The following is a 23,322-nucleotide window of genomic DNA, read 5'->3' as shown; positions in this document are numbered from 1 at the left end:
CACACTGCGGCGCGGCCCTTCTGGCACGCACCAAATACAAACCCAAACACTCATAACCTACCAAAACACAAAGGAACTTCCGGCCACCCGTTCGCCAGGCCAGCCCCTTTGTACCGTACACATCAACCGGAAAACCCTTACTCGGATCTCAAGCTTCGCCTTCAGACACAACCTAACCGCGTAGCGCGTCTGTGACCCGACTTACCCTTCACGTCAATTGAGACACAATTTTTAGCCAACTTCTACAGAAAAAGTTCAACTTTAAAACTTTGTAGATTGTTTCTGCTCCCAGAACACAGTTTTCGCAAATTTAGATGAATGTTATGCAAAAAATTCACCCTTTATCAACCAATTAAGGAGAAACCTTTATTAACGGCGGAACCTGTTAACCAATGGCTTCGTAAAATTTCCCCGCCGCAAACACCAAAATGCCACCTTATGACGACAGGCTTTCACGGAACTGTCACGCGTCACGGGTAAAGGACCACAGGGATAGAGATGCAGCCATACTTCCTAAATTTTCACGTTAAAGGTGAAATCGCCCACACGTTGCTTTTGTCCGAGCCAGAGCCGCGTTTGTTGGTTGATATCTCTGCGACCGCTGCAACCGAAGCTGAGGCTCCCGGGTTTCGCTATCCGAAACGCGTGTGTTTCACTGTGACCGATCAGGCACTCATTGACCGTTTTCGCGACACCGTCGCCCCTGGCGATGTGATCGAGGCCACAGGCACGTTTGATCAATCCGGATACGTGCCACACAATCGCGGGCACATCGACACCACATTTGAACTGCTGGATTTTGTCCGCACTGAGACCGTTGGCAAGCTCGAGCACGACGGACGTGTCTTCCAGCCCGATACAAATGCCCGCCCGAGCTAGGAAAATCCCTTTCCTGCCGGACCCGGACCATTTTTGAGCCACATTCTGCTGCTTTTTTTGATGGCAACTTCGCCAGGCTGCCACTTGGCGGCCAAACCGATCACTACCGGATGTCGCAGAATGCACATTGAAGACTCGAACCACTCACGGTTAGACACGCCGATACTGCGCCGTATCGCGCGCCGTCTCCGTGTGATGTTTCCCCGCCGCCAACCACCGGTGGAACACTCCCGCCGTCTCAAACAACAGATGCATGACTTCGCCAGCGGAGGTGCAGCTTTGTTTTGGCAACGCCAGGGCATCTACGCTGGTGCCGGTTTCCTATGCGGTTTTTACTATTCCTGGCCGCTCGCAGCCCTCTGCTACCTGCTGATCCAGGTTGGCGACATTTTTGACGGCATTGTCTGTCACAAAGTGATCCATCGCACCGATCATTCGCTGCGGCACAGCCATCGGCTGTTGAAGCTGTTGTTTATCTCAAACGCCATTTCAGCTATTTCGATTGCCACGTTCACGCTTTTGCTCGCGCGACTGGAAGGTCCGGGCGAACACTTCACGTCGCTCTTTTTCTTATTTGCGGCAGGTTTATTTGCGGCCGTAAACAATCATCAACTCAAACAAGTTCTGGCGCTCCGCCTGATCACTTATGGCGCGTTGTTTATCTTTATCCCCGCCTCTGACATCCTGACGGAAGGCGCGCATTTCACATCCAAACTCTGGCTGCACTTCGCCACCTCGCTGTTTGTACTCTATTTTGTCCTAGAGTGTTCCACGATCTTCCTGCGCATGTATCAGCGCACTTTGGATCAGATGGACGAGCTGCGGTCAGAACGGGACAAAGCGCGCGAAAGCTACGAAATCAAATCTCAGTTTGTCTCTGTTGTGAGCCACGAATTGCGCACACCGCTGACCTCGATTACCGGTTCACTGACGCTCTTGCGGGAAACCAACCTTTCCAAGGATCCAGAGAAGGCTGACCGGATGCTCGACATCGCGCATAAGAACAGCAAGCGCCTGAGCAAACTGATCAACGACCTGCTCGACATTCAGAAGATGGAAGCCCGCAAGATGGTGTATCATTTTGCGCCCGTGGATCTTGGAGAACTGCTCAACGACGCGGCACAATCCATCACGCCCTACGCCGACCAATATGAAATTGTTGTGCGCACCGCCCCGCCCCAATTCCCGCTGACCATCCGCGCGGATCATGAGCGCATGATGCAAGTGTTGGACAACTTATTGTCCAACGCAGTGAAATTCTCCCATGAGGGCGGTTATGTCGAACTCAGCGCCCGTTTGGTTGACGGCTGTGCCGTGCTGGAAGTCCGCGACTATGGCGTTGGTATCCCTGAAGGTGAGCGCCCGCAAATTTTCGGCAAGTTCACTCAGGTCGACAACTCCGATTGCCGCAACTTTGAAGGCTCGGGCTTGGGTCTGTCCATCGCGCGTCAGATCGTCGAAGACCACGGGGCCTCCATCGACTTTGACAGCACACTGGGCGAAGGCACCCGGTTTTACGCCGTCTTTCCCCTGTGCGACACCGAAGACAACATCAGCATCGAACTGCCACAAATGTGAGCCCCAGAAGGAGCACCACCATGTTTCCAGACGATCATCAGGATAAATTTGAACGCCTGCGCCGCCATTTCATGTCCGGCCTGCCACAGCGGGAGGCAGAAATTGAAGAACACACCGCAACGCTTCTGGAGCATGGTGCCGACCAGCCTGCGCTAGACGGTCTTCACTTGGCTGCACACAAACTGGCTGGCATCTGCGCCACCTACGGCTTACACCGCTTGGGCCAGTTGGCAGAAAAAGCAGAGGCCTTGCTGGAACGCAGCCAGCAGAACACGCCGTGTGATGCGGAGATGGAAACCATCCTTGTGGCCACCGACTTGCTCACCGAGGAGCTTGGCTGTGTGATCGAAACCGCATAGGCACGCTCACGCGGAATTGAACACAATCGCTCGCAATTGATCCGGCAAGGCAACCGGGTCAAACGGTTTTTGGATTGCCCCCACTGCGCGCTCGGTGATGTCGGAATGGTGTTTGGACGTCACGTCTTTGGAGGTCATGAAGATCACCGGCACATCGGCCAGTTCATCCTGCCGACGCAACTTGGTCAGCGTCTCCAACCCACTCAATCCCGGCATCATCACGTCAAGTAAAAGCAGGTCCGGCGCAAACTTCGCGGCCTTTTTGATCGCCTCGGTGCCATTGGAACATTGCAGAACCTCGAAGCCACCAAACTCGGCCAAGGCCAGATAGGTGATCTCGCGAATGTCCGCATCATCTTCCACATGCAGAATTTTTCGGATTTCCGTCATTTCCGTTGCCCTTCAATCCCTTACGTCGGGACCGTATCGGCACAAATGGCGAAAGGGAAGACCGCGCGCATTGTTCCCGCATCAACCGATCAGCCTGTGACGTCGCGTGTCAAATGCACCTGCCTCTCTTGAGCCCAGCGCCACAAGGCCTACACTTACGGCAAACAAGCTCAGGAGCTCTTATGTCAGACCACCCTCTTTTGTCAGAACGCATCGACAACGCGCTGGTGCTGACCCTCAACGATCCCGCGCGGCTCAACCCAATCCGCGTGGCCACCCGTGAAGCGATTTCCAAAGCACTGGAGCAGGCCGAAGAGGACACCTCTATTCGCGCCATCATTCTCACCGGCGCAGGCGGCAACTTCTCTTCCGGCGGTGACATTGCCGCGATGGACGCCCCGGCCCGGCTCAAGCGCATCAACTTTGAACACGTCAAACACATGGTGAACCAGATCACAGGCGGCTCCGTCCCGGTGATTGCTGCCGTCGAAGGTTGGGCTGCAGGGGCTGGCCTCGCAGTCGCGATGATGTGTGACACGGTGATTGCAGGCAACTCCGCCCGCTTCATGGCCGCCTTCCCCAAGATCGGCCTGATGCCCGATTATGGCCTGCTGGCCTCCTTGCCCGCCCGCGTGGGTCAAGCTCGCGCCCGCCAGATCATGCTCTATGCCAAACCTGTCAGTGCAGTGCGGGCTGAAAGCATCGGCATGGTGGACGAATTGGTTGAAGATGGAAAAGCGCTCGAAACCGCGCTGGAGCTTGCCAAACACGTCGAAACCCTGGGACCAGAGGCCTTACGCGCCATCAAGGCGTTTGACAGTGGCCGCATGGATCGTGCGATCGACTATGAGCGCGACCTGCAACCTCTGCTACTGGGCAGCGACAACGCCAAAGAAGGCCGCGCCGCATTCTTTGAGAAACGCCCGCCGAACTTCAAACCCAGCTAAGCAAAAGGCCCGCCAACTCGGCGGGCCTTTTGCATTCAGGCAAAATCAATGTGGTGATAGAGCGGCAATTCGCGAATACGCTGCCCCGTCGCCGCAAAGATCGCATTGGCCAAGGCGGGCGCTGCTGGCGGCACCGGCGGCTCGCCAATCCCGCGCACTTGGTCGCCGTTTTCCAAGCCACGCACCATGATCTCCGGACACTGTTTTAGGCGCATGCCCTCAGCGTCCCAATAGTTGGCTTGCTCCGCCATGCCATCGGAATAGGTGATCTCGCTGTTCATCGCGTGGCCCAGCGCAAAGATCACGCCACCCTGCACAAGGTTTTCAAAGTTCACCGGGTCAATCACTGTACCCACGTCGGCCGCGACCCAAACCTTGTCGATGGTGATGCCGTCTTCGGTGTTGGTGACCTCAATCACCTCTGCCGTTGGCACGCCAAAGCTCTCCACAAAGGCGACACCGCGCCCTTTGTTTGGCCCCAACGGGCTGCTCCAGTTGGACATCTCGCCAACCGTTTCAAGCACCTTGCGACTGACATCATGCTGCATCAGACGAATACGTTCTTCCAACGGATCAGCCCCCGCCTCATGGATCAGCTCGTCCAGCAGGCTGTCAAAGAAGAACCCACCGGCAGAGGCCCCCACAGACCGCCAGCTCGACACCGGCGCCAATTCCGGCACACGGTAAGCCCGCATACGGAAGTTCTCCAATCCATAAGGGTTGTTCCAGGCCCCCGCCGCAATCTGCATGTCCGGTCCGGGCACATTCAGGCCTGCACGGCCCATTTGTGAGCCAACCACCGACGGCATCGCCACCTGCAAATCCATCGCGGACACTTTGCCATCTTTCACCGCACCGCTGCCGCGCGCCATGCCAATATGGCGTGGGAAGTCATGCGCAAAGTCTTCTTCCCGACTGTATGTCAGCTTCACCGGAGTGCCGCGCATCTGGTTGGCAATTTCCGCCGCCAGTTCCACGTGTTTGAATTCCAACCGATGGCCAAAGCTGCCACCCATAAAGTGGTTTACCAGCTCGATCTGCTCTGATGTGTGGCCGGTGACCTTTGCCACCTGATCCTGCAACATGCGCGGGATCTGATGCCCGGTCCAAACCGTGACCTTGTCATCCTCAACTAGCACCGTTGCGTTCAGCGGCTCCAGCGGCGCATGCGCCACATAGGGCACACGGTACGCGGCCTCCACTGCCTTGCCCCCAGCCAGGGCGGCGGTCACATCCCCTTCGTTGCGCCACTCTTTATCGAGTTGCTCTTCAGTAAAAGACGCTTCGATCGCGGCCCAATGGCCATCTTGTTCTGCCGGATAGGGTGCGGCGCCCCAGTCAAAGTCGATCGCCTGCACCGCCTGAATCGCGCGCCAGGTGTTGTCAGCCACCACCGCAACACCGCCGGTGACCTCAACAACCTTTTGCACCCCACGCATGCTTTCGGCGGCGCTGGCGTCATAACCGTTCAGCGCCCCGCCTTGACGTGGATTACACATCACCGCCGCATGCACCATGCCGTCGATGTCCACGTCGATGCCATAGTCCAAGGTGCCGGTGGATTTCGCCACCATGTCCAGCCGCTGCATCGGCTTGCCAATCAAACGCCACTCCGACGGTTTGCGCAGCGTGATCTCGGTGACAGGATCAACCTTTGCCGCTTCTCCAGCCAGCGCTGTATAAGCCAGCTCCGTACCATCCGGCAGCTGCACAGCCCCATTTGCAGTCTTCAACTGCGCCACCGGCACGCCGCTCACATTGGACGCTGCCAGTTTCAACGTTTCCCGCGCCACAGCGCCAGCTTCACGCAGCTTTTCATAGCTGTCCGGCATCGCGGTCGAGCCGCCAGTGATCTGCATGCCCAGCAGCTTGATCATGCCGCCCATAAAGCTGCGGGTGGCTTCCGCCGTAAAGCTCTCATCGGTCGCCATAAACGGCGCGCCATCGCCAGCCAATGCGCGGTTCCAATATGCCTTGTCCGGCTTACCAAAATCGATCTCAAACTGACCAAACTCCACGTCCAACTCTTCCGCAATCAAGGCTGCCTGCGCATGCGCCACGCCTTGGCCTTTGTCACCATGCGGCGTAATCAGAGTGATCTTCTCGCCATCAATCACCACCCACGGGTTAAACGTGGACGCCCCATCGGCAAGTCCTTCTTTGAGAGGGTTCTCATAGGGCGTGCGCACTTTGTAGACCCCAAACGCGACGCCACCCGCAACGGCAACGGCCCCAAACAGGAACGTGCGACGCGCAATTTTTCCAACCTTGCCCATGACTTACGCCTCCTGCATCTTGGCCGCGGCCGTCTTCACCGCCGCACGAATACGTGGGTACGTCCCGCATCGACACAGGTTGCCGCTCATCGCTTCGTCAATCTCTGCGTCCGACGGCATCTTGATCTCCGACAACAGCGACGCCGCCTGCATGATCTGCCCCGACTGGCAGTACCCACACTGCGCCACCTGATGCTCCACCCAAGCCTCTTGCACCGCGTGCAATGCCTCCGGCTGCCCCAGGCCCTCAATGGTTGTCACCGGTCCATCCACATCGGCCACAGGTGTTTGACACGACCGAACCGCCACCCCGTCAATATGCACCGTGCAGGCACCGCAGGCCGCAACCCCGCAGCCGTATTTCACCCCTTTGATGCCCAATTCATCCCGAAGCACCCACAGCAGCGGCATGTCCTCTTCGACATCCACCTCATGGGATTTTCCATCCACGATCAGTTGCATAAGCTGCCTCCCGTTCTTTGGCGCCATTTGCGTTGTTGAAGATAGAATAGCCCCCGTTGCGAATGATCCACTCGCAGATCGTGCCATTTCACCTGCACAATGCGACAAAAAAAATGTTTCACTGCTGTTTAGACCGGTATGAAACCCGCCTTTGATCCACAAAACGCACACGCCGATTCGAAATCAAACCCACTTTTGCTGCACTTGCACACCCAACTACAGCCAATGGGTACACCCACCACAACCGTTAGCGTTACCGGCAGCGGAACCGATAGCGACACCGCATAGGTTTAACGCTAACATACCGTTTTTTCTCGGGATTTTACCTTTCTAAAACACCTCTCTCGCTCTATAGCCAAGACCATATTTCCACCGTTCAGAGCAGGACAGGAGCTCTTCATGACTGTTACCGTCGGCATTAACGGATTTGGCCGCATTGGCCGTTCGACCCTCATGCACATCGCCGAAGAAGCACGCGAAGACGTCCGCGTTGTGAAAATCAACGCCACCGGCCCGCTGGACACCGCAGCGCACCTGATCCGCTATGACTCTGTACATGGCCGCTTCCGCAACGAAGTGATCGCCGGCAACGGCACCATGGATGTGGGCCAAGGCCCAATGCGCATGTACTCCACCTACGACATGGACGAGCTGGATTGGGACGGCGTGGACGTTGTTCTGGAATGTACAGGCAATTTCAATGACGGTGAAAAAGCCCAAAAGCACCTGGAGCGCGGCGCCAAGAAAGTGCTGATCTCCGCTCCGGCAAAGAACGTGCAGAAGACCATCGTGTTTGGCGTGAACGACACGCAGCTCGAAGCCAACGACAACATGATCTCCAACGGCTCCTGCACCACCAACTGCCTCGCGCCGGTGGCCAAGGTCCTGAACAACGCCTTCGGCATCGAAGAAGGCATCATGACCACGATCCACGCCTACACTGGCGATCAGCCAACCCTGGACCGCCGTCACAAAGACCTGTACCGCGCCCGCGCAGCTGCGATGTCGATGATCCCAACCTCCACCGGTGCCGCCAAAGCGCTGGGTGAGGTTTTGCCGGAACTCAAAGGCAAGCTCGATGGCTCCGCAATCCGCGTCCCAACCCCAAATGTCTCCGCTGTGGACCTGACCTTCACCGCCTCAAAGGATGTGACGTTGGAAGACGTGAACGCTGTGATGGCCGAAGCGGCTGCGGGCGAGATGAAAGGCGTGCTGGGCTACAACGACCTGCCGCTGGTTTCTGTGGACTTCAACCACACCACCGAAAGCGCCACCTTTGCCGCGGACCAGACCAAAGTTCTGGGCAAGCGTCTGGTCCGTGTGCTGGCATGGTATGACAACGAGTGGGGCTTCTCCGCACGTATGGCGGATGTTGCCGCCCTGATGGGCCGCGTCTAAGCCCTTATCAATACAACAACTTGCGCCCTCGGATGGGGTCGGGCATATCTGGTCCGACCACGACACATCCGGGGGCGCAGTGCGTCATGACCAATCAAATTGCCATTTTTCTGTTTCTGTTCCTTGTGGCGTTGATCGGGATCGACGTGGTGTTCAACGACAGCGCGACCTTCTTACTGTTTGCCAAGAAGTTTTTCGAGTTGATCGAATGGCTGGCATTCTGGCGGTGAGGTCAGACGGGGGGCTTTACCCCCGTCCTGACGGACTCCCCCAGGATATTTTCGGCAAGAAGAAAACCGGGTTAGCTCTTAAGGCGGTAGCCGGTTTTGAACATGACGTAAGCCACGGACATCAGCGCCAGCGTCACCGCGCCAACCACCGCCAAGCCGACCACTGGCGCCCCATCTGACACGCCAATCATGCCGTAGCGGGTGCCATCAATCAGATAAAAGATTGGATTTACACGAGTGAAGCTCTGCAAGCTCTCAGGCAAAGCCTCCACCGAATAAAACGTGCCCGACAGGAACGCCAACGGCGTGACGATGAAGTTGGTGATCGCCGCCATCTGGTCAAATTTATTGGCAAAAATGCCAGCAATGATCCCCACCGCGCCCATCATCGCACCGCCGAGCAACACAAAGGTCAGCGCCCAAAGTGGGTGCGCCACCCCCTGCCCCAAAACCAATGCCAAGGCGATGGTGATGGCCACTGCCACACATAGCCCACGCGTGACCGCCCCTGCCAAATACCCCAGCACCAGCTCCATGGGAGACAGTGGCGGCATCAACGTATCGACAATATTGCCCTGCACTTTGGTGATCACAAGCGACGACGATGTATTGGCAAAAGCGTTCTGGATCACCGTCATCATCATAATGCCCGGGATCAGAAACGTGAGGAACGGCACGCCCATCACCGCGCCACGGCTGGGTCCAATGGCAATCGAAAAGATCAGCAAAAACAAACCGGCTGTGACCAGAGGCGCCAACAAGGTCTGGGTCCACACCGCCAGAAATCGCAGGATCTCGCGTTTGGCCAATGTGCCAAGCCCCAGCCAATTCGCCCGACCAAAGCGCCGCACGCCCATTTCTGTTGCCTGATCCTGTGCCATCACTGCCGTTTTCCCCAAGTCGCTGTGGTATTCCCTCCCCAGTCTGACAATTGCCACGCACCGGAGTGATTCTTCGCCTTGTAACTCGGGCTGGGGTGATTAGAATAGGTGCCTGACCAAGAAATGCAGAGGCGGCCTTTGTTGAGGCCGCTTTTTAGCTGAGGAAGTGACGGATGTCCTGGACCGACGAGCGCGTAGAGCTGTTGAAAAAAATGTGGGGCGAAGGCCAATCGGCCAGCCAGATTGCCAAGGAACTGGGCGGGGTGACCCGCAATGCGGTGATTGGCAAGGTGCACCGTCTGGGCCTGTCCAATCGGGCCACCGGTGGCGCCAAGGCAGACGCCAAGCCAAAAGCAGACGCAAAGCCGAAGGCCGCAGCAAAACCCAAAGCACCGCCCAAGGCCAAGGCCGCGCCCAAAGCTGAGCCCAAGCCAGAACCCAAAACCGAGCCTGCCGTCGCGCCACGCCCGGCGCAATCGCTGCGCAAGCAGATCATTCCAGCCGGTCAGCCGCTGCCGCCACAACCGTCTGCCAATGAGATCAGCCCGGAAGCTCTGGCCAAGGTCAACGAAGTCGAAAAGACTGCCAAGAAACTGTCCCTGATGGAACTGACCGAGCGCACGTGTAAGTGGCCGGTTGGGGACCCTGCGACTGACGAATTTTGGTTCTGCGGCCTGCCTGTGCAAGCGGGCAAACCCTATTGCGAAGCGCATGTGGGCGTGGCGTTCCAGCCGATGAGTGCCCGTCGCGACCGCAAGCGGTAAGCAAAAAAAACGCGTATAACACTTTGAAAGCCTCGCCCTGTGCGGGGCTTTTTGCTTGAATGGCGAGCAGAGCTTTGTACCTACTGCTGCATAGAGAAACAGGGGCGCAACACAATGTCGGCAACGCTTTATGGCGATATCACCTGGCGCGAAGTCCTCGCGATCCTGCTGATTTCACTGACCCATGTGGGCACCACCCCGTTTATCAAGCGCTTTCCACGGACATCACGATGGCTGTTGGACTTCAGCTCCGGCATAGGTCTGGCCTATGCGTTCCTCTATCTACTGCCAAAAATTGCGGTCATGACCCAATTGGTTGGTGCGCAGTATCCGAACTACGGCGTTCTCTTCAAACATCAGCTCTACGTTTATCTGATGGTCGGCTTCCTGCTCTACTACCTTGTCGATTTTAGGCAGGACTACAACCGCCCTGCGCGTACGGCGCTCACGCTCAACGCACTGTCGTTTGCCACCTATAATATGCTGATCGGCATCACGATCACCCACTTTCAAACAAATATCACTGCGGCCTACGGCGTCGCAGTTTTTGTCTTCTCCGTGCACCTCTTTGGCGTAAACAGCTTTTTACATCGCGAGTACCCGGGCGCCTTCTCCTGCTGGATGGCGCCGCTATTTATGGTGGCAATGTATGTCGGCTGCATCCTCGGAAACCACATCGAAAAGGGCCACCACTACCAGTCCATCGCCACCGCTGTGGTGGGCGGTATCATCATTATTCTTTCCATTCGTTTGAAACTGCCCCCACGCGAACGCGTGAACGTCCGCGCTTTTCTGATTGGCGTTGCCTGCGCTGTTGCAGCTGTTGCGGGGTACGCCATCATCTAGGCGGACTGTGCCACTTCAGAGACAGCCGGCTGCGGCGCAAACTGCGCTTGCAACTCCGAGGCCCGCGCAAAAAACGCTTCCCGCACCTCCGCCGCATAAGGGTTGGCCACCTCAATCGCGTGCAACACCGTGGGCGGATCATCCTGCACCATGCCCACCGCCTCGCGCAGCAGGTCAAAACTCGCCGTGGTCATGCGCTCCGGCAGTGGTCCCAAGTCGGTTAGCACTTTGCCAATCAGATGAGTCAGCCCCTGCACCATTGCCAGCTCCCGATCATGTTCTTCTGCGGTAGTAACAATCACCTCCAGCCCACGTGCCTTCAGGAAAGCCGCGACCTTGCGCCATCGGTCCCCGCGCTCCGGGCACAGAGCAATTTTGCGCCCCGCCACACCGTCTTTGGCGCTTTGTGGCCCAAACAGTGGATGCGTGCCCAGGATCTCCACGTGCGGAGGCAACAATTCACGCATGTCGCGCATTGGCGCGACCTTCACCGATCCCACATCCAACACCAGCGTGCCCGGTCGCAAATGCGGCGCCAAGACCCGGCACACATGTGCCATCCTCGCCACCGGCACGGCCAATATCACGATGTCACACTGCGCGACCTCAGCGAGCCCCTCCATCGGCACCCGCCGCCCGTCTGGCAGGCTGGCGCGCGTGTAACTGGGATCGCAAATGCGGATTGGGCACCCGGCCCAAAGCTCCTGTGCAATCAAGCGGCCAAAGCCGCCAAAGCCCACCAAACCAATGGTTCTCTGTTCTTGTGTGCGTTTTGTCTGTCCCATTGCGGACCTCGTATGTGAGGCCACGTTTGCCGGGACTATGTGTCTTGGAAGGTTCTTGTGTCTTCATCCCCGTCAAACGCAGCGGATGAAGATGCCAAAGACCCCGCCACTATGTGGTCAGGGTATAATACGTGCCAAAAAAGATGCTGTTCTTGGTCATGGGGCAAGTGATGGCACGGGCTGCGCTATGCCGTCAACCCGCTTCCTCCACCAGCGGCTCCACTACGTCCAACCAACGCACATAGAGCGCGCACAGCAACGAGGCCACCACCACAGCCACCATCATTGCCATCATCAGAACCGCACCATTTTGTGGCGTTAACACCGCCCCGGTCAAACTGGTCAGGCCGGCTCCCATTGCGACACTCATCGCCCCAGACAAACCAGACGCGCTGCCGGCAAGCCTAGGCCGCACCGACATGGCGCCGCTGTTTGTCGACGGCAGCGTTAGCCCGTTGCCCATACCTACAAAGATCACTGCCCCCACATAGGTCACAGGATGCACAAAACCCGTCAGAACAATCACAAAGCCAACACCTAGCCCTACAAGCCCAACAACACGCCCGCCAATCATCAACTGCCAAAGCGGCAGGCGTTTTGCCAAACGGCCGGATAAATACGACCCAAAGGAAAACCCAACCGCAATGGCGCCAACTGTCATGCCAACAGTGGTTGGACGCAGCCCAAATACCGACACCCCAATCAACACAATCCCGGTGATGTAGATGTAAAACGCCCCCACCGAGAGGCTGCTGCACAGGGCGTAGCCCCAAAACCGACGCGACTTCAGCAACTCAGGATAGGTGGCAAACTGTTCCCCCATGGTGGCGGCCCGGTTGATGTTGGTCTCCCCCAGGTCCCGCCAGGTCAGCCACAGCAAACCGGCACCAATCAACGCATAAACCGCGAAGTTCGACCGCCAGCCAAACGCTTCGTGCAGAAACCCACCAATGGTCGGGCCCGTCATGGGGGCAATGGCCATCACCATCGAGATATACCCCAACATGCTGGCGGCTTCCTTTGGCCCATGCATGTCGCGCACAACGGCTCGGCTCAACGCAATGCCAACCACACCCGCTGCCTGCAGCATCCGCCCGGAGAGAAAGCCCGCAATGTCCTGCGCCCAAAAGCACCAAATGGAACCGATTGTGAAAACGACCATCCCAGCCAACATCACAGGCCGTCGGCCATAGCGGTCCGACAAGGGCCCGATAATGACTTGCAGCACGACTGTCACGGCCAAAAACGCGCCCATCGACAGGTTGGCCACCGCATAGTCCACACCAAATTCATCGGCGATGGCCGCCAGTGACGGTAAAAACATATTCAGGGACAAAACCGACATCGCGGTCAGCAAAATCAGTGTGTTCAGATGTGGTGCAGCGCGCTGCTCAGCGTCGCTCAATTGCCGCCCAGCAGGTTCTGCAGTCCACGCAGCGCCTCTTTCTCAAGCTTGTCCTTGATCGCATCTTCAGTTGATTGACCCTCTTGTTTTTCCAGCCCCAGTTCTTTTTCAAGCTTCTGCTTGGCCTCATCTTCCACCGCTTTGATTTCCGTATCAAAGCTGCGCTTGATCGCAGCTTCCAGATCCGGAACCACACTTGGGTTGCTCCAACTTCCGGTGATCTTGACCGGCACAATCAAACTCGGCCCATCCGGCCCGCGCAACTGTGGCGAAAACACATAATCAATGGTGCGCAGACCCAGGCCAACAGTGCCTTTGCCGGTTGCGGCTAACCGCGACAGGCTCATCAAAAGATCATTGTTGGTCAGCACACCATCGGCAATGTCCCAACTCGCCACCATACTGTTGAACACCGTTGTGCCACCGGTCACGTCGCCGCGCAGCAGCTTGTCCAGATCAATACCTTCAATGGTGCCGCGCCCTATCTCGACGCTGCCATCGCCGCTCATATTGTTCATCAACGCATCCAGAGACTCGCCCGAACTCAGAAACCGGCTCTCAAAATCCGCCTTGCCGGTGAATTTATCCAAATCCGCTGTTGCCGCCAAAAACGGATGCAGCGCAATCTGCGCCACTTTCAAATCCCCGCGCATAGAGAACCCGCTGCGATTGTTGGCGACAAAGGTTCCCGTCACAGCCCCTTCATAAGCCGCCATTTCCTGGAGTGTCGCCACCGCACGCGCGCGGTCAATCTCCACGGTCGCGCGGGTCTTGCCAAAGGTGATGCCATTTAAATCCATCGCCTCAGCCGCAAAACTTATGGTGCCATCCACCAGACCCAGCGCGCTGGCATCAATCGGCGCTTTCGACCAGCCCACTGGAGCTGTACTGTCACTTGCGGCACTTTCGCCACCATCCTTGGCCGCAAACCGCAACGTCTGTGTCGCCACCTGCGCCGCCACTTTGGGCCGCACGCTGTTGAGGTTTACATCCGCCTGAACGGACAGCGCATTGCCCAGCGCCGCCACCTGCCCGCCGCGCACAGACACCACGCCGTCGCGCGTCAAGGTCACGTCCCCCTGCACAGCCAATGGACCCTCCAGGCCACCGGTACCCAGCGCCGCCAAAAACGCAGTCGCATCAGATGCCGATACATCCAGCTTGCCGCTCGCCTCCGGCGCGATCCCGGCACGTCCGACAAAACGCGCTGTGCCGCCTCCGGCCTTCATGGCCAGTTCGACCGCTGAAACGCTGCCGCTGATCATGTCCAGCGGCGCAGCAATCGTTGCATCCACTTTTATTGGCGCCCCAAACGGGCTGGCCTCAATCTGGATATCAGCCGCCTTGTCGCGTCCGGGCCACGCCATCTCCAACGACACGCCAGACAGCTCCTGCCGCGCCCCGCCATGCTCGATGTAACGTACCTGCGCATCGGTAATCACCAAGCGTTCCAGTGCAAAACTCTCAAAACCCGTGGCCGCGTCAGGTGCAGAAGGCGGCGCTGCCTGACCACTGGACGGCGCGCTTGTAGTCTGCCCACCAACCACAGCCGCGCCCCCACTCAAATCCCAGTTCACCCGGCCATCTGCGGTTTTCTCCAGCAATACATCCGGCGCCACCAGCTCGACATTCTTCACCCGAATGTCCCCGCCAATTGCCGCCATCACGTCAACGCCAATCACCGCCTTCTCCGCCGTGAACATCGGCCCGCGTTCCGACCACGCCGCATTGCCAAAGCTGACCTTCTCCGTGGTCACCCCCAGCACCGGATACCAGCTGATGCCGACTTTGCCTTCAAACGTCAGATCCCGCCCGGTCATCGCCTTGACCTGATCCGCCGCCAGCTTGGCAATTTTCTCCCCCGGCAACGCCACAATCAGCACCACCGCACCAATTGCCAAAATCAAAACCGCTGCCACCAATCCCCGGATTATCTTCATCGGAGACCTCCTTTTACTGCTCAACCGGAGCCTAAGCGCCCAAGAACACACGCGCAATGCATCAAACCGCCCTATCCCTTTGCCAAATCATCCGCGCTGGCCTATATGCGCCCCATGTCCAGCAATCCGCCAGAACTCCGCCCCGACCTCGCCCGCACCACCCTCACAGGCGATGCGCGCCCCGGCCAGCCAACCATCGGCATGGTCTCCCTTGGCTGCCCCAAAGCCTTGGTCGACAGCGAGCGCATCCTCACCCGTCTGCGGGCCGAAGGCTATGGCATCTCGCCGGACTACTCCGGTGCGGATGCTGTGATTGTGAACACCTGTGGCTTTCTGGATTCCGCCAAGGCCGAAAGCCTTCAGGCCATTGGCGAGGCCATTCAGGAAAACGGCAAAGTGATTGTGACCGGCTGCCTTGGCGCGGAGCCCGAGTACATCACCGGCGCGCATCCCAAAGTGCTCGCCGTGACCGGCCCCCATCAATACGAGCAAGTGCTGGATGCGGTGCACGGCGCCGTGCCGCCCAGCCCTGATCCCTTCATTGATCTGCTGCCCGCCAAGAACGTGTCGCTCACCCCACGCCACTACAGTTACTTAAAGATTTCAGAAGGTTGCAACCACAAGTGTAAGTTCTGCATCATCCCGGACATGCGCGGCAAGCTGGCTTCCCGTCCGGTACATGCGATCCTACTCGAAGCGGAAAAACTGGTCGAGAGCGGTGTGCGCGAACTTTTGGTGATCTCACAAGACACCTCCGCCTATGGGCTGGACCGCAAATACAGCACCCACCCGTGGAAAGACCGCGAGGTGCGCAGCCACATCACCGATCTGGCACGGGAACTTGGCCAATTCGACGCCTGGGTGCGCCTGCACTACGTCTACCCCTATCCACATGTGCGTGATCTGATCCCGCTGATGGCGGACGGGCTGATCCTGCCTTACCTGGACATCCCGTTCCAACACAGCCACCCGGACACGCTCAAACGCATGGCCCGCCCGGCGCACACCTCCAAAACCCTGACCGAGATCGCCGCCTGGCGTGACATCTGCCCGGACATCACTCTGCGCTCCACTTTCATCGTCGGCTACCCCGGCGAAACCGAAGCCGAGTTCCAGCACCTGCTGGACTGGATGGACGAAGCCCAGCTCGACCGGGTTGGCTGCTTCCAGTACGAAAACGTCGACGGCGCCCGCTCCAACGATCTGCCAGACCACGTCCCCGCCGAAGTCAAACAAGAGCGCTGGGAGCGGTTTATGGAAAAGGCGCAGGCCATTTCCGAGGCCAAACTCGCCGCCAAAGTGGGTCAGACCATGGACGTCATTGTCGACGACATTGATGAGGACGGCATCGCCACCTGCCGCACCAAAGCCGACGCGCCAGAGATTGACGGCAATTTGTTTATTGACGAAGGCACGGATGGGCTGAGCGTGGGCGACATCGTGTCAGTTGAGGTGGATGAGGCTGGGGAGTATGACCTGTGGGGATGTCTCAGCCCTAGGTGAAGTTCACTCCTTTTGGCGAGGCCAAAAATGGAACTCAATACGGGGTGTCGATTTGAAGGACCCAAGATGGGCACAACAGAGCGATTGGCTAGTTGGCGCTGTAATTGGCGCGGGAGCTGTGCTGTTGGTTGTCGTTTCGCTCGATTTTTCTGTCCGCAATGACGTAACAGACAACTGGGCAATTTTACTTGCCGCCACCGCAACAATAATTGCAGGCGTGGGCGGCGGAGTTCTCGCGTGGAAAAGTGCACAGCGACAAGTCGAAAATCAAAACCGACTGGCGGAACAAGATAACCAAAGGTCGCTTCTTGCTGCTCGCGCGGCTTTACCACCGGTACTGGCAAGCCTAAACTCAAAAGCAAAAATTGGTTTCGCGAATGCAGCTGATTTTGAGACGCAGAAGTCATGGGAAATAGAGCTTAAAAAAGAGAGTGTCGAGAATTCTTCCATTAGCAGAAGCGAAATAGCGGTCTTGCAGGACTGCATTAAATTTGCTGATCCAATCTCCGCCCGCTGGCTTTCACTAATTGTGGCGCATTTTCAGATCCGGTCATCTCGTTTAGAACGCAACTTGGCCCAGATCGGGCTAATAAGAATGGAATGGCAGGTTGCCGACGACGCTATGAATTGGCGGGTACTAAGCGCCATGATTGACCACATGTTCGAGTTTTCCAGGACGGGGAAAATTCCGGATGAGGTTCTATCTGAGAATGCGGTATCCCTCCCAGTGGACATCCCTCCAAGTAAACTCACCGTCCGCGATTGGGACAAGGCGTTTTCTCGAAAAATGAAACGTGTTGCACTGACCGGTGGGTGGGCTAGCAAAAATTTCCAAAGCTCTCTTTTAAACGAGCCCTCTAACGGCGCCTGACCCTGGGTGGGTACGAAAGCGCCCTCCCGTTTTGCTGGAAGCAAACCTCCGGTTTGACGGTGAGGGTCGGGCGCTGGCTGAACCACAGGTTCAGCTCAAAAGAGACACAAACGCCCCCATCTGCTACGCTCCCCAAAATAGGGAGACCCACCATGCCTGCGTATCTGATCTACGACGTCGATATCCACGATCCAGAACCCTACGGCCAATTCATGGCGCAAGTAAAACCGCTGGTCGAGAAAATGGGCGGGACATACCTCGCGCGCGGCGGCACCCATGAGGTGCTCGAAGGCGACTGGTCGCCCAGCCGCATCGTGTTGTTTGAATTTCCCGATATGGACAGCGCCCGCGCCCTGTTTAACTCACCGGATTACGCTCCGCTAAAGGCTCTGCGGCAAAGCTGCTCCACCGGCAATGCAGTAATTGTCGAAGGCCTCTAGCGGCCCTCGCATAGGGCGTTTACCCCTGCTGCATCTCTTTGAATAGCTCCACATTCATGCAGTAGTCCGGCGCGTTGGCGGCGCTGTCGTTCAATTCCTGAAACTTCTGACAGGCCCCCAGCTCCTTGCATTTGGTGCATTGCATCACCGCGCTGCGGTACTCTTTTGCCTTCTCCGGGTTGGCCATGATCACCTCGTCCCAATCCACGCCAACGCGTTTGGACATGCCTGTGACCAAATCGGTGTGCTGGCTCATTTTCTCAAACATCGCTGGCTCCTTTTCCTATTGTGACGTGCGGGATCAGCCCGCCGCCAATCTCTCAAACAGCTCCGTATGACAGCAAAACTCCGGTGCGTTTTTCTTCGTCCCGGCCTGCTGCCCCAGAAACCTCTGACACGCCTCGGTGTGCGGACACATACGGCAACGCGTGACCATGGCGGCGTAGTCTTCCGCGCTCAGGCTCTGATCCATCATCGCCTCACTCAGCGACACCCCCAGCACCCGCGCCATGCTGCGCGTCAGCCAGAAATGTGTCACCGGATCGCCCAATGGCTGTACGTTTCCCATCACCCCTGCGCCTCCAACGCATCTTTAAGCCGCTTAAATCGGTCTATGTTTACAGGGAGCGCGGTCGCGCCCCACAACGCCTATGGCTCACCTTGTAGTCGCTTCAACAGTGCGGTGTTCCGGCAATAATGCGGCGTAGACACAACCGCCCCGCCCTCCTGAAGCCGCTGCGCACAATCCTCCGGCTGACTGCAATTGGTGCAACGCAGTACCGCCTCTGAAATTTCATCAAACTTAAGCGCGCCGCGAATGGCCGCTTCCTGCAGGTCCATACCTAAACGGCTCGCCGTGTCATCCAACAGCGCCGCATGGTGGCGCAACTGGGCCGTCCGATCTGAAACAAGGGTCATAAGCGCATCTCCAATGGCTGATCCATGCAGTCTACCAGCAGAGGCCGCCCGCCCCCTTGACCTGCATCAATCACCTTTTTGAGAAAAATTTGACCGCGCTTAATGCAGCGCTTCTAGATATGCCCGCACACAATCCTGCACCCGACGAAACCGATCTCCGCCAAGCTTTGTGCCACCATACCAACGAGTTACGACCACAATGTGATCCTTGAGCTCTTCCCGCTCCAGCATCCGCAAGATCACCAATCCCGCGCCGCTCTCCCCGTCATCCCCTTTCAACGGAGTGCCGTCCGCCATCAAAGCGGCCCAGGTGTTGTGGGTTGCCTTGGCAAATTTCTTGTTGCGTTTGAGCTCTTTAAGAAAGGCATCCGCCTCTTTGCGGTTGGCCACCTTGCCGCCGGACACCGCATATTTGCTGCCCCGATCGGTGACCACATTGGTCAGTTGCAGCACGCGCCTAAAGCCCCGCCGCGGTTTGCTTCACAATCGCCACGCGCGAGGCGTTGGGCGGGTGTGTGCCCAGAAACTGATTGCCCGGATCCGGCGTGCGCTCAAAGAAATTCACCCCAATCAACGGATCATAGCCAGACTTCTTGGTCAGGATCGTACCAAGCTGGTCAGCTTCCAACTCGTGGTTCTTGGAAAAACTGCGCGCGCCAAAGCCGGCCCCCAAATCCATCGCCGCTTCCACGGCTTGCGCGTTGCCACCTGCCGCCGCCACCAAAATGGCGCCCAACGCGGCGCCCGCGGCCGCATTGCCCTGACTGCGCGCAATATGCCCTTTTATGTGGTGCGCTGCCTCATGCCCCATGACAAAGGCCAGCTCATGGTTGTTGCGTGTCTCCGCCACCAAAGGCGCAGTGAAAATAATCAACGGCCGACCGGTCTTGTCCAGCGTCTGATAGGCGTTGGCCACCTTGGTCTCTTTGGGGTCGACATAGATTTTGTAATCACAGTTGGTGCCCGCAGGTGTCCGCGCCTTACATTCTCGCTCAACAACAGATTCCATACGCGCCTTCACCGGCGCCAACCGGGAGGTCGCCTGTCCTGTAGAAATCTTGGGCGCAGGCTTTTGCTGGACCGCAGGCTGCGGCGTAGGGCTGGTGGTGGTCGACACACATCCGCTCAAAAGGGCGGCCATCGCAAGGCCCACAAAGCTGGCTTTCACTGGCAGTTTCTGGCGCATGACATCCCTCCCACAGGTGCCCAACCTTAGGACACAGACGTAAATTTATCACCTAAACCCCCAGAGACCAGAGGGAAATGCTTGCACCCCCTCCCCTTTGCGCTACGCTAGGGGCATGTTCAGCATCGAGCACGAATTTGACGCCACAGTAGTCACTCTGGTTGACGAAGGCACCGCCCCCTTGGGCGAAGATGTGATCATTCACATGTTTGAAGACTGCGTCACCATCGAACAATATGACGCCCGCACCGATACGGTTCAGAAAATCACCCTGTCCAACACGATGGTGCAGGATCTGACGGCCGCTTTGGATCTGCCGGAAGGGGTCTATATGCTCAAACGCGCGGCTGACTAAGGAATTTGGCATTGTGGGCCAGCGCAAGTGGGGCTCTGCCCCTTCACAGTACGCTGTGACTCCCCGGGATATTTTGGGTCAAATGAAAACGCTCGAATGCTGAAAGTTCTGGCCCCTCGTCACCCACAGCGATTTACATTTCACAACCGCGCCGCTTAGGGTAGCCCTCGCACAACGTGGAGGGGGAGATTGACCACATGGCCACCGGGTTCTTTTTTGACGAAAAATGCTTCTGGCACGCAGGTGGCAACTACGCGCTGACGCTGCCGGTTGGCGATCTCGTTCAACCTCTGGCCGCTGGTGGCCTGCCGGAAAGCCCGGAAACCAAACGCCGTCTCAAGAACCTCATGGACGTAACCGGCCTCACGGCGGAACTCGACGTGCGGAGCGCCGCTCCCGCTACGAATGACATGTTATCGCGCGTGCATCCGGCTGACTTCCTGGCCAAGTTCAAAGAGGTTTCAGATGCCGGAGGTGGTGAAATTGGCCTGCGCACGCCATTTGGCAAGGGCGGATATGAAATTGCGGCACTGTCTGCGGGCATTGCCACCGAAGCTCTGCGCGCAGTCACTTCAGGTGACGTGCAAAACGCCTACGCGCTCTCTCGCCCTCCGGGCCATCACTGCCTGCCTGACTGGCCCAATGGGTTTTGCCTGTTGGCCAACATCGCCGTGGCCATCGAAGAGGTGCAGGCCCAAGGGTTGGCCAAACGTGTCGCTGTTTTGGATTGGGATGTGCACCACGGAAACGGCACCGAGGCAATCTACTATGATCGCGACGACGTGCTCACCCTCTCTCTCCATCAAGAACACAATTACCCGCTGGACACCGGTGATGTCACCGATCGCGGCAAAGATGCCGGGCTCGGCGCCAATATCAATATCCCGCTCCCGCCCGGCGCGGGACACAACACCTACCTGCACGCGATGGACCAAATTGTCCTGCCTGCCTTACACGACTTCAAACCGGATGTGATTATCGTTGCCTGTGGCTTTGACGCAGGCGCTTTTGATCCGCTGTCCCGCATGTTGGCCACAGCGGACACCTTCCGCCAGATGACCAAACAAGTGATGGGGGCCGCAAACCGCCTTTGTGACGGAAAGCTGCTGCTTGTACACGAAGGCGGCTACTCAGAAGCCTACGTGCCATTCTGCGGCCATGCCGTGATCGAAGAGCTTGCAGGGTCTGCCATCACCGCCGAAGATCCCATGGCCGCCTCACTCAAAATTCGCCAGCCCAACGCGCGCGTCGAAGCCTTCTTTGCCACGCTGGTGGATGAGATGGCTGAAATTTTCGCCAGCCCGCCCGGTTGAAACCCAACCGCGCCACGCCAACATACCCAATCAACTCTTGAGGGAAGTACACATGCCTCAACCAAACCAAGCCGCGCTGGATTTCTTGCTGAGCCGCCGCTCACGTCCCGCCAAAACCCTGATTGGCCCCGCGCCCACCCGCGCGGAACTCGAACCGTTGCTGGAAGCAGCCTTGCGCAGCCCCGATCACGGCAAACTTGAACCCTGGCGCCTGATCGTGCTGGAAGATGCTGCACTCACCAAGCTTGCCAAACTGGCACAAGAGCGTGGCGACGCGCTGAACATGGAGCCAGAAAAAGTCACCAAAGCCCACGATCAATTTGACCGCGCCGATCTGGTTGTCGCCGTGATCGAAGCCCCGGTGATCAGTGAGAAGGTGCCAGAGATCGAACAGACCTACTCCGCCGCCTGTGTGTGCCTGCAACTCCTGAACGCTGCGTTGGCCGCGGGTTGGGGCGCCAACTGGCTCTCCGGCTGGGCCAGCCACGATCGCGGTTTTGTCGAAAAAGGCCTCGACCTCACACCTCGTGAACGCGTGGCAGGCTTCATTCACATCGGCACCGAAAAAATCGCGCCGCCCGAGCGCCCCCGCCCCAACATGGAGAGCAAAGTCACATGGCTGTCAGCCTAGCAATCACGTCTTTTGGCAAGACCCTGTCTCAAATTGGGGACCCGCGCTTTCGCCGGGTCCTCTTCAAAGGCATTGGTCTGACCTTTGTCTTGCTGGTCGCGGTCTACACCGCCTTCCTGATGTTCCTAAACTGGATTGGCGCGGGCCAAACCGTTCAGGAACTCTTGGGCAATGTCTCTTGGGTGGGCGATTTGTTCACGTTTGCCTCCCTCTTCCTGATGATCTTTCTGTCGATCTTCTTGATGGTGCCCGTGGCTTCCGCCATCACCTCGCTGTTTTTGGACGAAGTGGCGGACGCGGTGGAAGACAAACACTACCCGGAATTGCCCGATGTCCCCGGAGTGACCTTTGCCGAAGGTCTCAAAGACAGCGTGAACTTTCTCGGCGTGCTGATCGCAGCCAACCTATTGGCCTTGATCCTCTACGCCCTCTTCTCACCGCTTGCTCTGTTCATCTTCTGGGGCTTGAACGGCTTTTTGCTGGGGCGGGAGTATTTTCAGATGGTTGCCATGCGCCGTGTGGGCCGGGCCGAAGCCAAGAAGCTGCGCAAGAAACACATGGGCACCATCTGGTTCGCCGGCACACTGATGGCGATGCCGCTGGTCGTGCCGCTGCTGAACCTGGTGATCCCGATCTTAGGCGCGGCGACTTTTACCCATCTGTACCATCAGCTGGAGCCGTCACCTCAGCGGGCCCCATCACGTTAAACCAGTCAAAATCACGCACCGTGATCACTCCGGTTGTGATGATCCAATACAAAATCACCCACATCACCGCGGCGACGCCCGTGGTGATCCAGGCTTTGGTTTTCAGATAATGATGCTCGGGGCTGCTGGCATGTGTACCGGGCACAACCTCACCAACGTCGCCCTGCGTTTTGAGGCGAATCGGGATCACCATCAAAAAGGTCATGAACCAAAGCACGGCGTATAAAACGAGGGCTGAAGTGATGGTCATTGCGCGCT

28 protein-coding genes are annotated in these 23,322 nt (G+C 57.8%); 15 read left to right on the top strand and 13 right to left on the bottom strand.

Annotation, left to right across the window (positions count from 1 at the left end; all coding sequences use genetic code 11):
• Window positions 1-498 precede the first annotated feature (498 nt).
• The 3 genes from JXR15_RS08770 to JXR15_RS08760 all read left to right on the top strand — a co-directional run bounded on the left by JXR15_RS08770 (window position 499) and on the right by JXR15_RS08760 (window position 2,816).
• A complete protein-coding gene (locus JXR15_RS08770; RefSeq protein ID WP_422052859.1) occupies window positions 499-879 on the top strand; it encodes a hypothetical protein in 381 nt (126 codons plus the stop codon).
• A 120-nt stretch (window positions 880-999) separates the two neighbouring features.
• Window positions 1,000-2,457, top strand: coding sequence for a sensor histidine kinase (locus JXR15_RS08765; RefSeq protein ID WP_422052858.1), 1,458 nt, complete (start codon window positions 1,000-1,002; stop codon window positions 2,455-2,457).
• Between the two features lie 20 nt (window positions 2,458-2,477).
• Complete coding sequence (locus JXR15_RS08760) at window positions 2,478-2,816, top strand: Hpt domain-containing protein (RefSeq protein WP_422052857.1); 339 nt, start codon at window positions 2,478-2,480, stop codon at window positions 2,814-2,816.
• A 6-nt stretch (window positions 2,817-2,822) separates the two neighbouring features.
• On the opposite strand, the gene JXR15_RS08755 is transcribed toward JXR15_RS08760, so the two are convergent.
• The gene (locus JXR15_RS08755; protein ID WP_422052856.1) at window positions 2,823-3,206 is read right to left on the bottom strand and encodes a response regulator; all 384 of its coding nucleotides are present in this window, start codon (window positions 3,204-3,206) and stop codon (window positions 2,823-2,825) included.
• Window positions 3,207-3,388: 182 nt separating this feature from the next.
• Between JXR15_RS08755 and JXR15_RS08750 the strand changes: the two genes are divergently transcribed.
• Window positions 3,389-4,153 (top strand): enoyl-CoA hydratase/isomerase family protein, encoded by a 765-nt coding sequence (locus JXR15_RS08750; RefSeq protein ID WP_422052855.1) that lies wholly within the window; start codon window positions 3,389-3,391, stop codon window positions 4,151-4,153.
• 35 nt (window positions 4,154-4,188) lie between these two features.
• On the opposite strand, the gene JXR15_RS08745 is transcribed toward JXR15_RS08750, so the two are convergent.
• A complete protein-coding gene (locus tag JXR15_RS08745; protein ID WP_422052854.1) occupies window positions 4,189-6,429 on the bottom strand; it encodes a xanthine dehydrogenase family protein molybdopterin-binding subunit in 2,241 nt (746 codons plus the stop codon).
• 3 nt (window positions 6,430-6,432) lie between these two features.
• Window positions 6,433-6,891 carry a (2Fe-2S)-binding protein gene (locus JXR15_RS08740; RefSeq protein ID WP_299419193.1) on the bottom strand — a complete coding sequence of 153 codons (459 nt, stop codon included), beginning with the start codon at window positions 6,889-6,891 and terminating at the stop codon, window positions 6,433-6,435.
• A gap of 399 nt (window positions 6,892-7,290) precedes the next feature.
• Here JXR15_RS08740 and gap point away from each other — a divergent pair, with 399 nt between their 5' ends.
• A complete protein-coding gene (gene gap / locus JXR15_RS08735; RefSeq protein WP_422052853.1) occupies window positions 7,291-8,289 on the top strand; it encodes a type I glyceraldehyde-3-phosphate dehydrogenase in 999 nt (332 codons plus the stop codon).
• Between the two features lie 86 nt (window positions 8,290-8,375).
• Window positions 8,376-8,519 carry a hypothetical protein gene (locus JXR15_RS08730; RefSeq protein ID WP_422052852.1) on the top strand — a complete coding sequence of 48 codons (144 nt, stop codon included), beginning with the start codon at window positions 8,376-8,378 and terminating at the stop codon, window positions 8,517-8,519.
• Between the two features lie 71 nt (window positions 8,520-8,590).
• Here the strand turns inward: JXR15_RS08730 and JXR15_RS08725 are convergent, their stop codons facing one another.
• Window positions 8,591-9,400: an ABC transporter permease gene (locus JXR15_RS08725; protein ID WP_422052851.1), complete on the bottom strand. Its 810-nt coding sequence runs from the start codon at window positions 9,398-9,400 to the stop codon at window positions 8,591-8,593.
• Between the two features lie 173 nt (window positions 9,401-9,573).
• On the opposite strand from JXR15_RS08725, the gene JXR15_RS08720 reads away from it, so the two are divergent.
• Together JXR15_RS08720 and JXR15_RS08715 are read left to right on the top strand one after the other, a co-directional pair.
• Complete coding sequence (locus JXR15_RS08720; RefSeq protein ID WP_422052850.1) at window positions 9,574-10,164, top strand: GcrA family cell cycle regulator; 591 nt, start codon at window positions 9,574-9,576, stop codon at window positions 10,162-10,164.
• 114 nt (window positions 10,165-10,278) lie between these two features.
• Complete coding sequence (locus JXR15_RS08715) at window positions 10,279-11,010, top strand: hypothetical protein (protein WP_422052849.1); 732 nt, start codon at window positions 10,279-10,281, stop codon at window positions 11,008-11,010.
• Here JXR15_RS08715 and JXR15_RS08710 read toward each other — a convergent pair.
• The 3 genes from JXR15_RS08710 to JXR15_RS08700 all read right to left on the bottom strand — a co-directional run bounded on the left by JXR15_RS08710 (window position 11,007) and on the right by JXR15_RS08700 (window position 15,140).
• On the bottom strand, window positions 11,007-11,795 hold the full coding sequence (locus JXR15_RS08710) for a prephenate dehydrogenase/arogenate dehydrogenase family protein (RefSeq protein ID WP_422052848.1): 789 nt from the start codon (window positions 11,793-11,795) through the stop codon (window positions 11,007-11,009). The genes JXR15_RS08715 and JXR15_RS08710 overlap by 4 nt on opposite strands.
• Window positions 11,796-11,988: 193 nt before the next feature.
• Entirely contained in the window at window positions 11,989-13,200 is a 1,212-nt protein-coding gene (locus JXR15_RS08705) for a multidrug effflux MFS transporter (RefSeq protein WP_422052847.1), read from the bottom strand.
• Window positions 13,197-15,140 carry an AsmA family protein gene (locus JXR15_RS08700; RefSeq protein WP_422052846.1) on the bottom strand — a complete coding sequence of 648 codons (1,944 nt, stop codon included), beginning with the start codon at window positions 15,138-15,140 and terminating at the stop codon, window positions 13,197-13,199. Before JXR15_RS08700 ends, JXR15_RS08705 begins: the two co-directional genes overlap by 4 nt.
• A gap of 114 nt (window positions 15,141-15,254) precedes the next feature.
• Between JXR15_RS08700 and rimO the strand changes: the two genes are divergently transcribed.
• The 3 genes from rimO (at window position 15,255) to JXR15_RS08685 (ending at window position 17,954) form a co-directional block, all read left to right on the top strand.
• Window positions 15,255-16,643: a 30S ribosomal protein S12 methylthiotransferase RimO gene (gene rimO, locus JXR15_RS08695; protein ID WP_422052845.1), complete on the top strand. Its 1,389-nt coding sequence runs from the start codon at window positions 15,255-15,257 to the stop codon at window positions 16,641-16,643.
• 124 nt (window positions 16,644-16,767) lie between these two features.
• Window positions 16,768-17,514 carry a hypothetical protein gene (locus JXR15_RS08690; RefSeq protein ID WP_422052844.1) on the top strand — a complete coding sequence of 249 codons (747 nt, stop codon included), beginning with the start codon at window positions 16,768-16,770 and terminating at the stop codon, window positions 17,512-17,514.
• A gap of 152 nt (window positions 17,515-17,666) precedes the next feature.
• Entirely contained in the window at window positions 17,667-17,954 is a 288-nt protein-coding gene (locus JXR15_RS08685; protein WP_422052843.1) for a DUF1330 domain-containing protein, read from the top strand.
• Between the two features lie 19 nt (window positions 17,955-17,973).
• Here the strand turns inward: JXR15_RS08685 and JXR15_RS08680 are convergent, their stop codons facing one another.
• From JXR15_RS08680 to JXR15_RS08660, 5 genes are all read right to left on the bottom strand, one after another.
• A complete protein-coding gene (locus JXR15_RS08680) occupies window positions 17,974-18,222 on the bottom strand; it encodes a DUF6455 family protein (RefSeq protein ID WP_422052842.1) in 249 nt (82 codons plus the stop codon).
• A 33-nt stretch (window positions 18,223-18,255) separates the two neighbouring features.
• Window positions 18,256-18,522 (bottom strand): DUF6455 family protein, encoded by a 267-nt coding sequence (locus JXR15_RS08675; RefSeq protein ID WP_422052841.1) that lies wholly within the window; start codon window positions 18,520-18,522, stop codon window positions 18,256-18,258.
• An 80-nt stretch (window positions 18,523-18,602) separates the two neighbouring features.
• Window positions 18,603-18,872, bottom strand: a complete 270-nt coding sequence (locus JXR15_RS08670) for a DUF6455 family protein (RefSeq protein ID WP_422052840.1) — start codon at window positions 18,870-18,872, stop codon at window positions 18,603-18,605.
• Between the two features lie 99 nt (window positions 18,873-18,971).
• The gene (locus JXR15_RS08665) at window positions 18,972-19,325 is read right to left on the bottom strand and encodes a YigZ family protein (RefSeq protein ID WP_422052839.1); all 354 of its coding nucleotides are present in this window, start codon (window positions 19,323-19,325) and stop codon (window positions 18,972-18,974) included.
• Window positions 19,326-19,329: 4 nt separating this feature from the next.
• Entirely contained in the window at window positions 19,330-20,058 is a 729-nt protein-coding gene (locus tag JXR15_RS08660) for a M48 family metallopeptidase (protein ID WP_422052838.1), read from the bottom strand.
• Between the two features lie 115 nt (window positions 20,059-20,173).
• Between JXR15_RS08660 and JXR15_RS08655 the strand changes: the two genes are divergently transcribed.
• The 4 genes from JXR15_RS08655 (at window position 20,174) to JXR15_RS08640 (ending at window position 23,064) form a co-directional block, all read left to right on the top strand.
• Window positions 20,174-20,413 (top strand): hypothetical protein, encoded by a 240-nt coding sequence (locus JXR15_RS08655; RefSeq protein ID WP_422052837.1) that lies wholly within the window; start codon window positions 20,174-20,176, stop codon window positions 20,411-20,413.
• Window positions 20,414-20,610: 197 nt separating this feature from the next.
• Window positions 20,611-21,726, top strand: coding sequence for a class II histone deacetylase (locus tag JXR15_RS08650; RefSeq protein ID WP_422052836.1), 1,116 nt, complete (start codon window positions 20,611-20,613; stop codon window positions 21,724-21,726).
• 52 nt (window positions 21,727-21,778) lie between these two features.
• On the top strand, window positions 21,779-22,357 hold the full coding sequence (locus JXR15_RS08645) for a nitroreductase family protein (RefSeq protein ID WP_422052835.1): 579 nt from the start codon (window positions 21,779-21,781) through the stop codon (window positions 22,355-22,357).
• Window positions 22,342-23,064: an EI24 domain-containing protein gene (locus JXR15_RS08640; RefSeq protein WP_422052834.1), complete on the top strand. Its 723-nt coding sequence runs from the start codon at window positions 22,342-22,344 to the stop codon at window positions 23,062-23,064. Before JXR15_RS08645 ends, JXR15_RS08640 begins: the two co-directional genes overlap by 16 nt.
• Here the strand turns inward: JXR15_RS08640 and JXR15_RS08635 are convergent.
• Window positions 23,009-23,314: a DUF1467 family protein gene (locus tag JXR15_RS08635; protein WP_422052833.1), complete on the bottom strand. Its 306-nt coding sequence runs from the start codon at window positions 23,312-23,314 to the stop codon at window positions 23,009-23,011. The two genes, JXR15_RS08640 and JXR15_RS08635, sit on opposite strands and share 56 nt — an antisense overlap.
• Window positions 23,315-23,322: the final 8 nt, after the last annotated feature.

Origin of the sequence: Shimia sp., assembly GCF_049116215.1 — a bacterium.
Lineage (GTDB): Bacteria > Pseudomonadota > Alphaproteobacteria > Rhodobacterales > Rhodobacteraceae > Shimia.
Note: the sequence above shows the minus strand (reverse complement) of the source record. Positions and strands in the feature narration are given on the sequence as shown.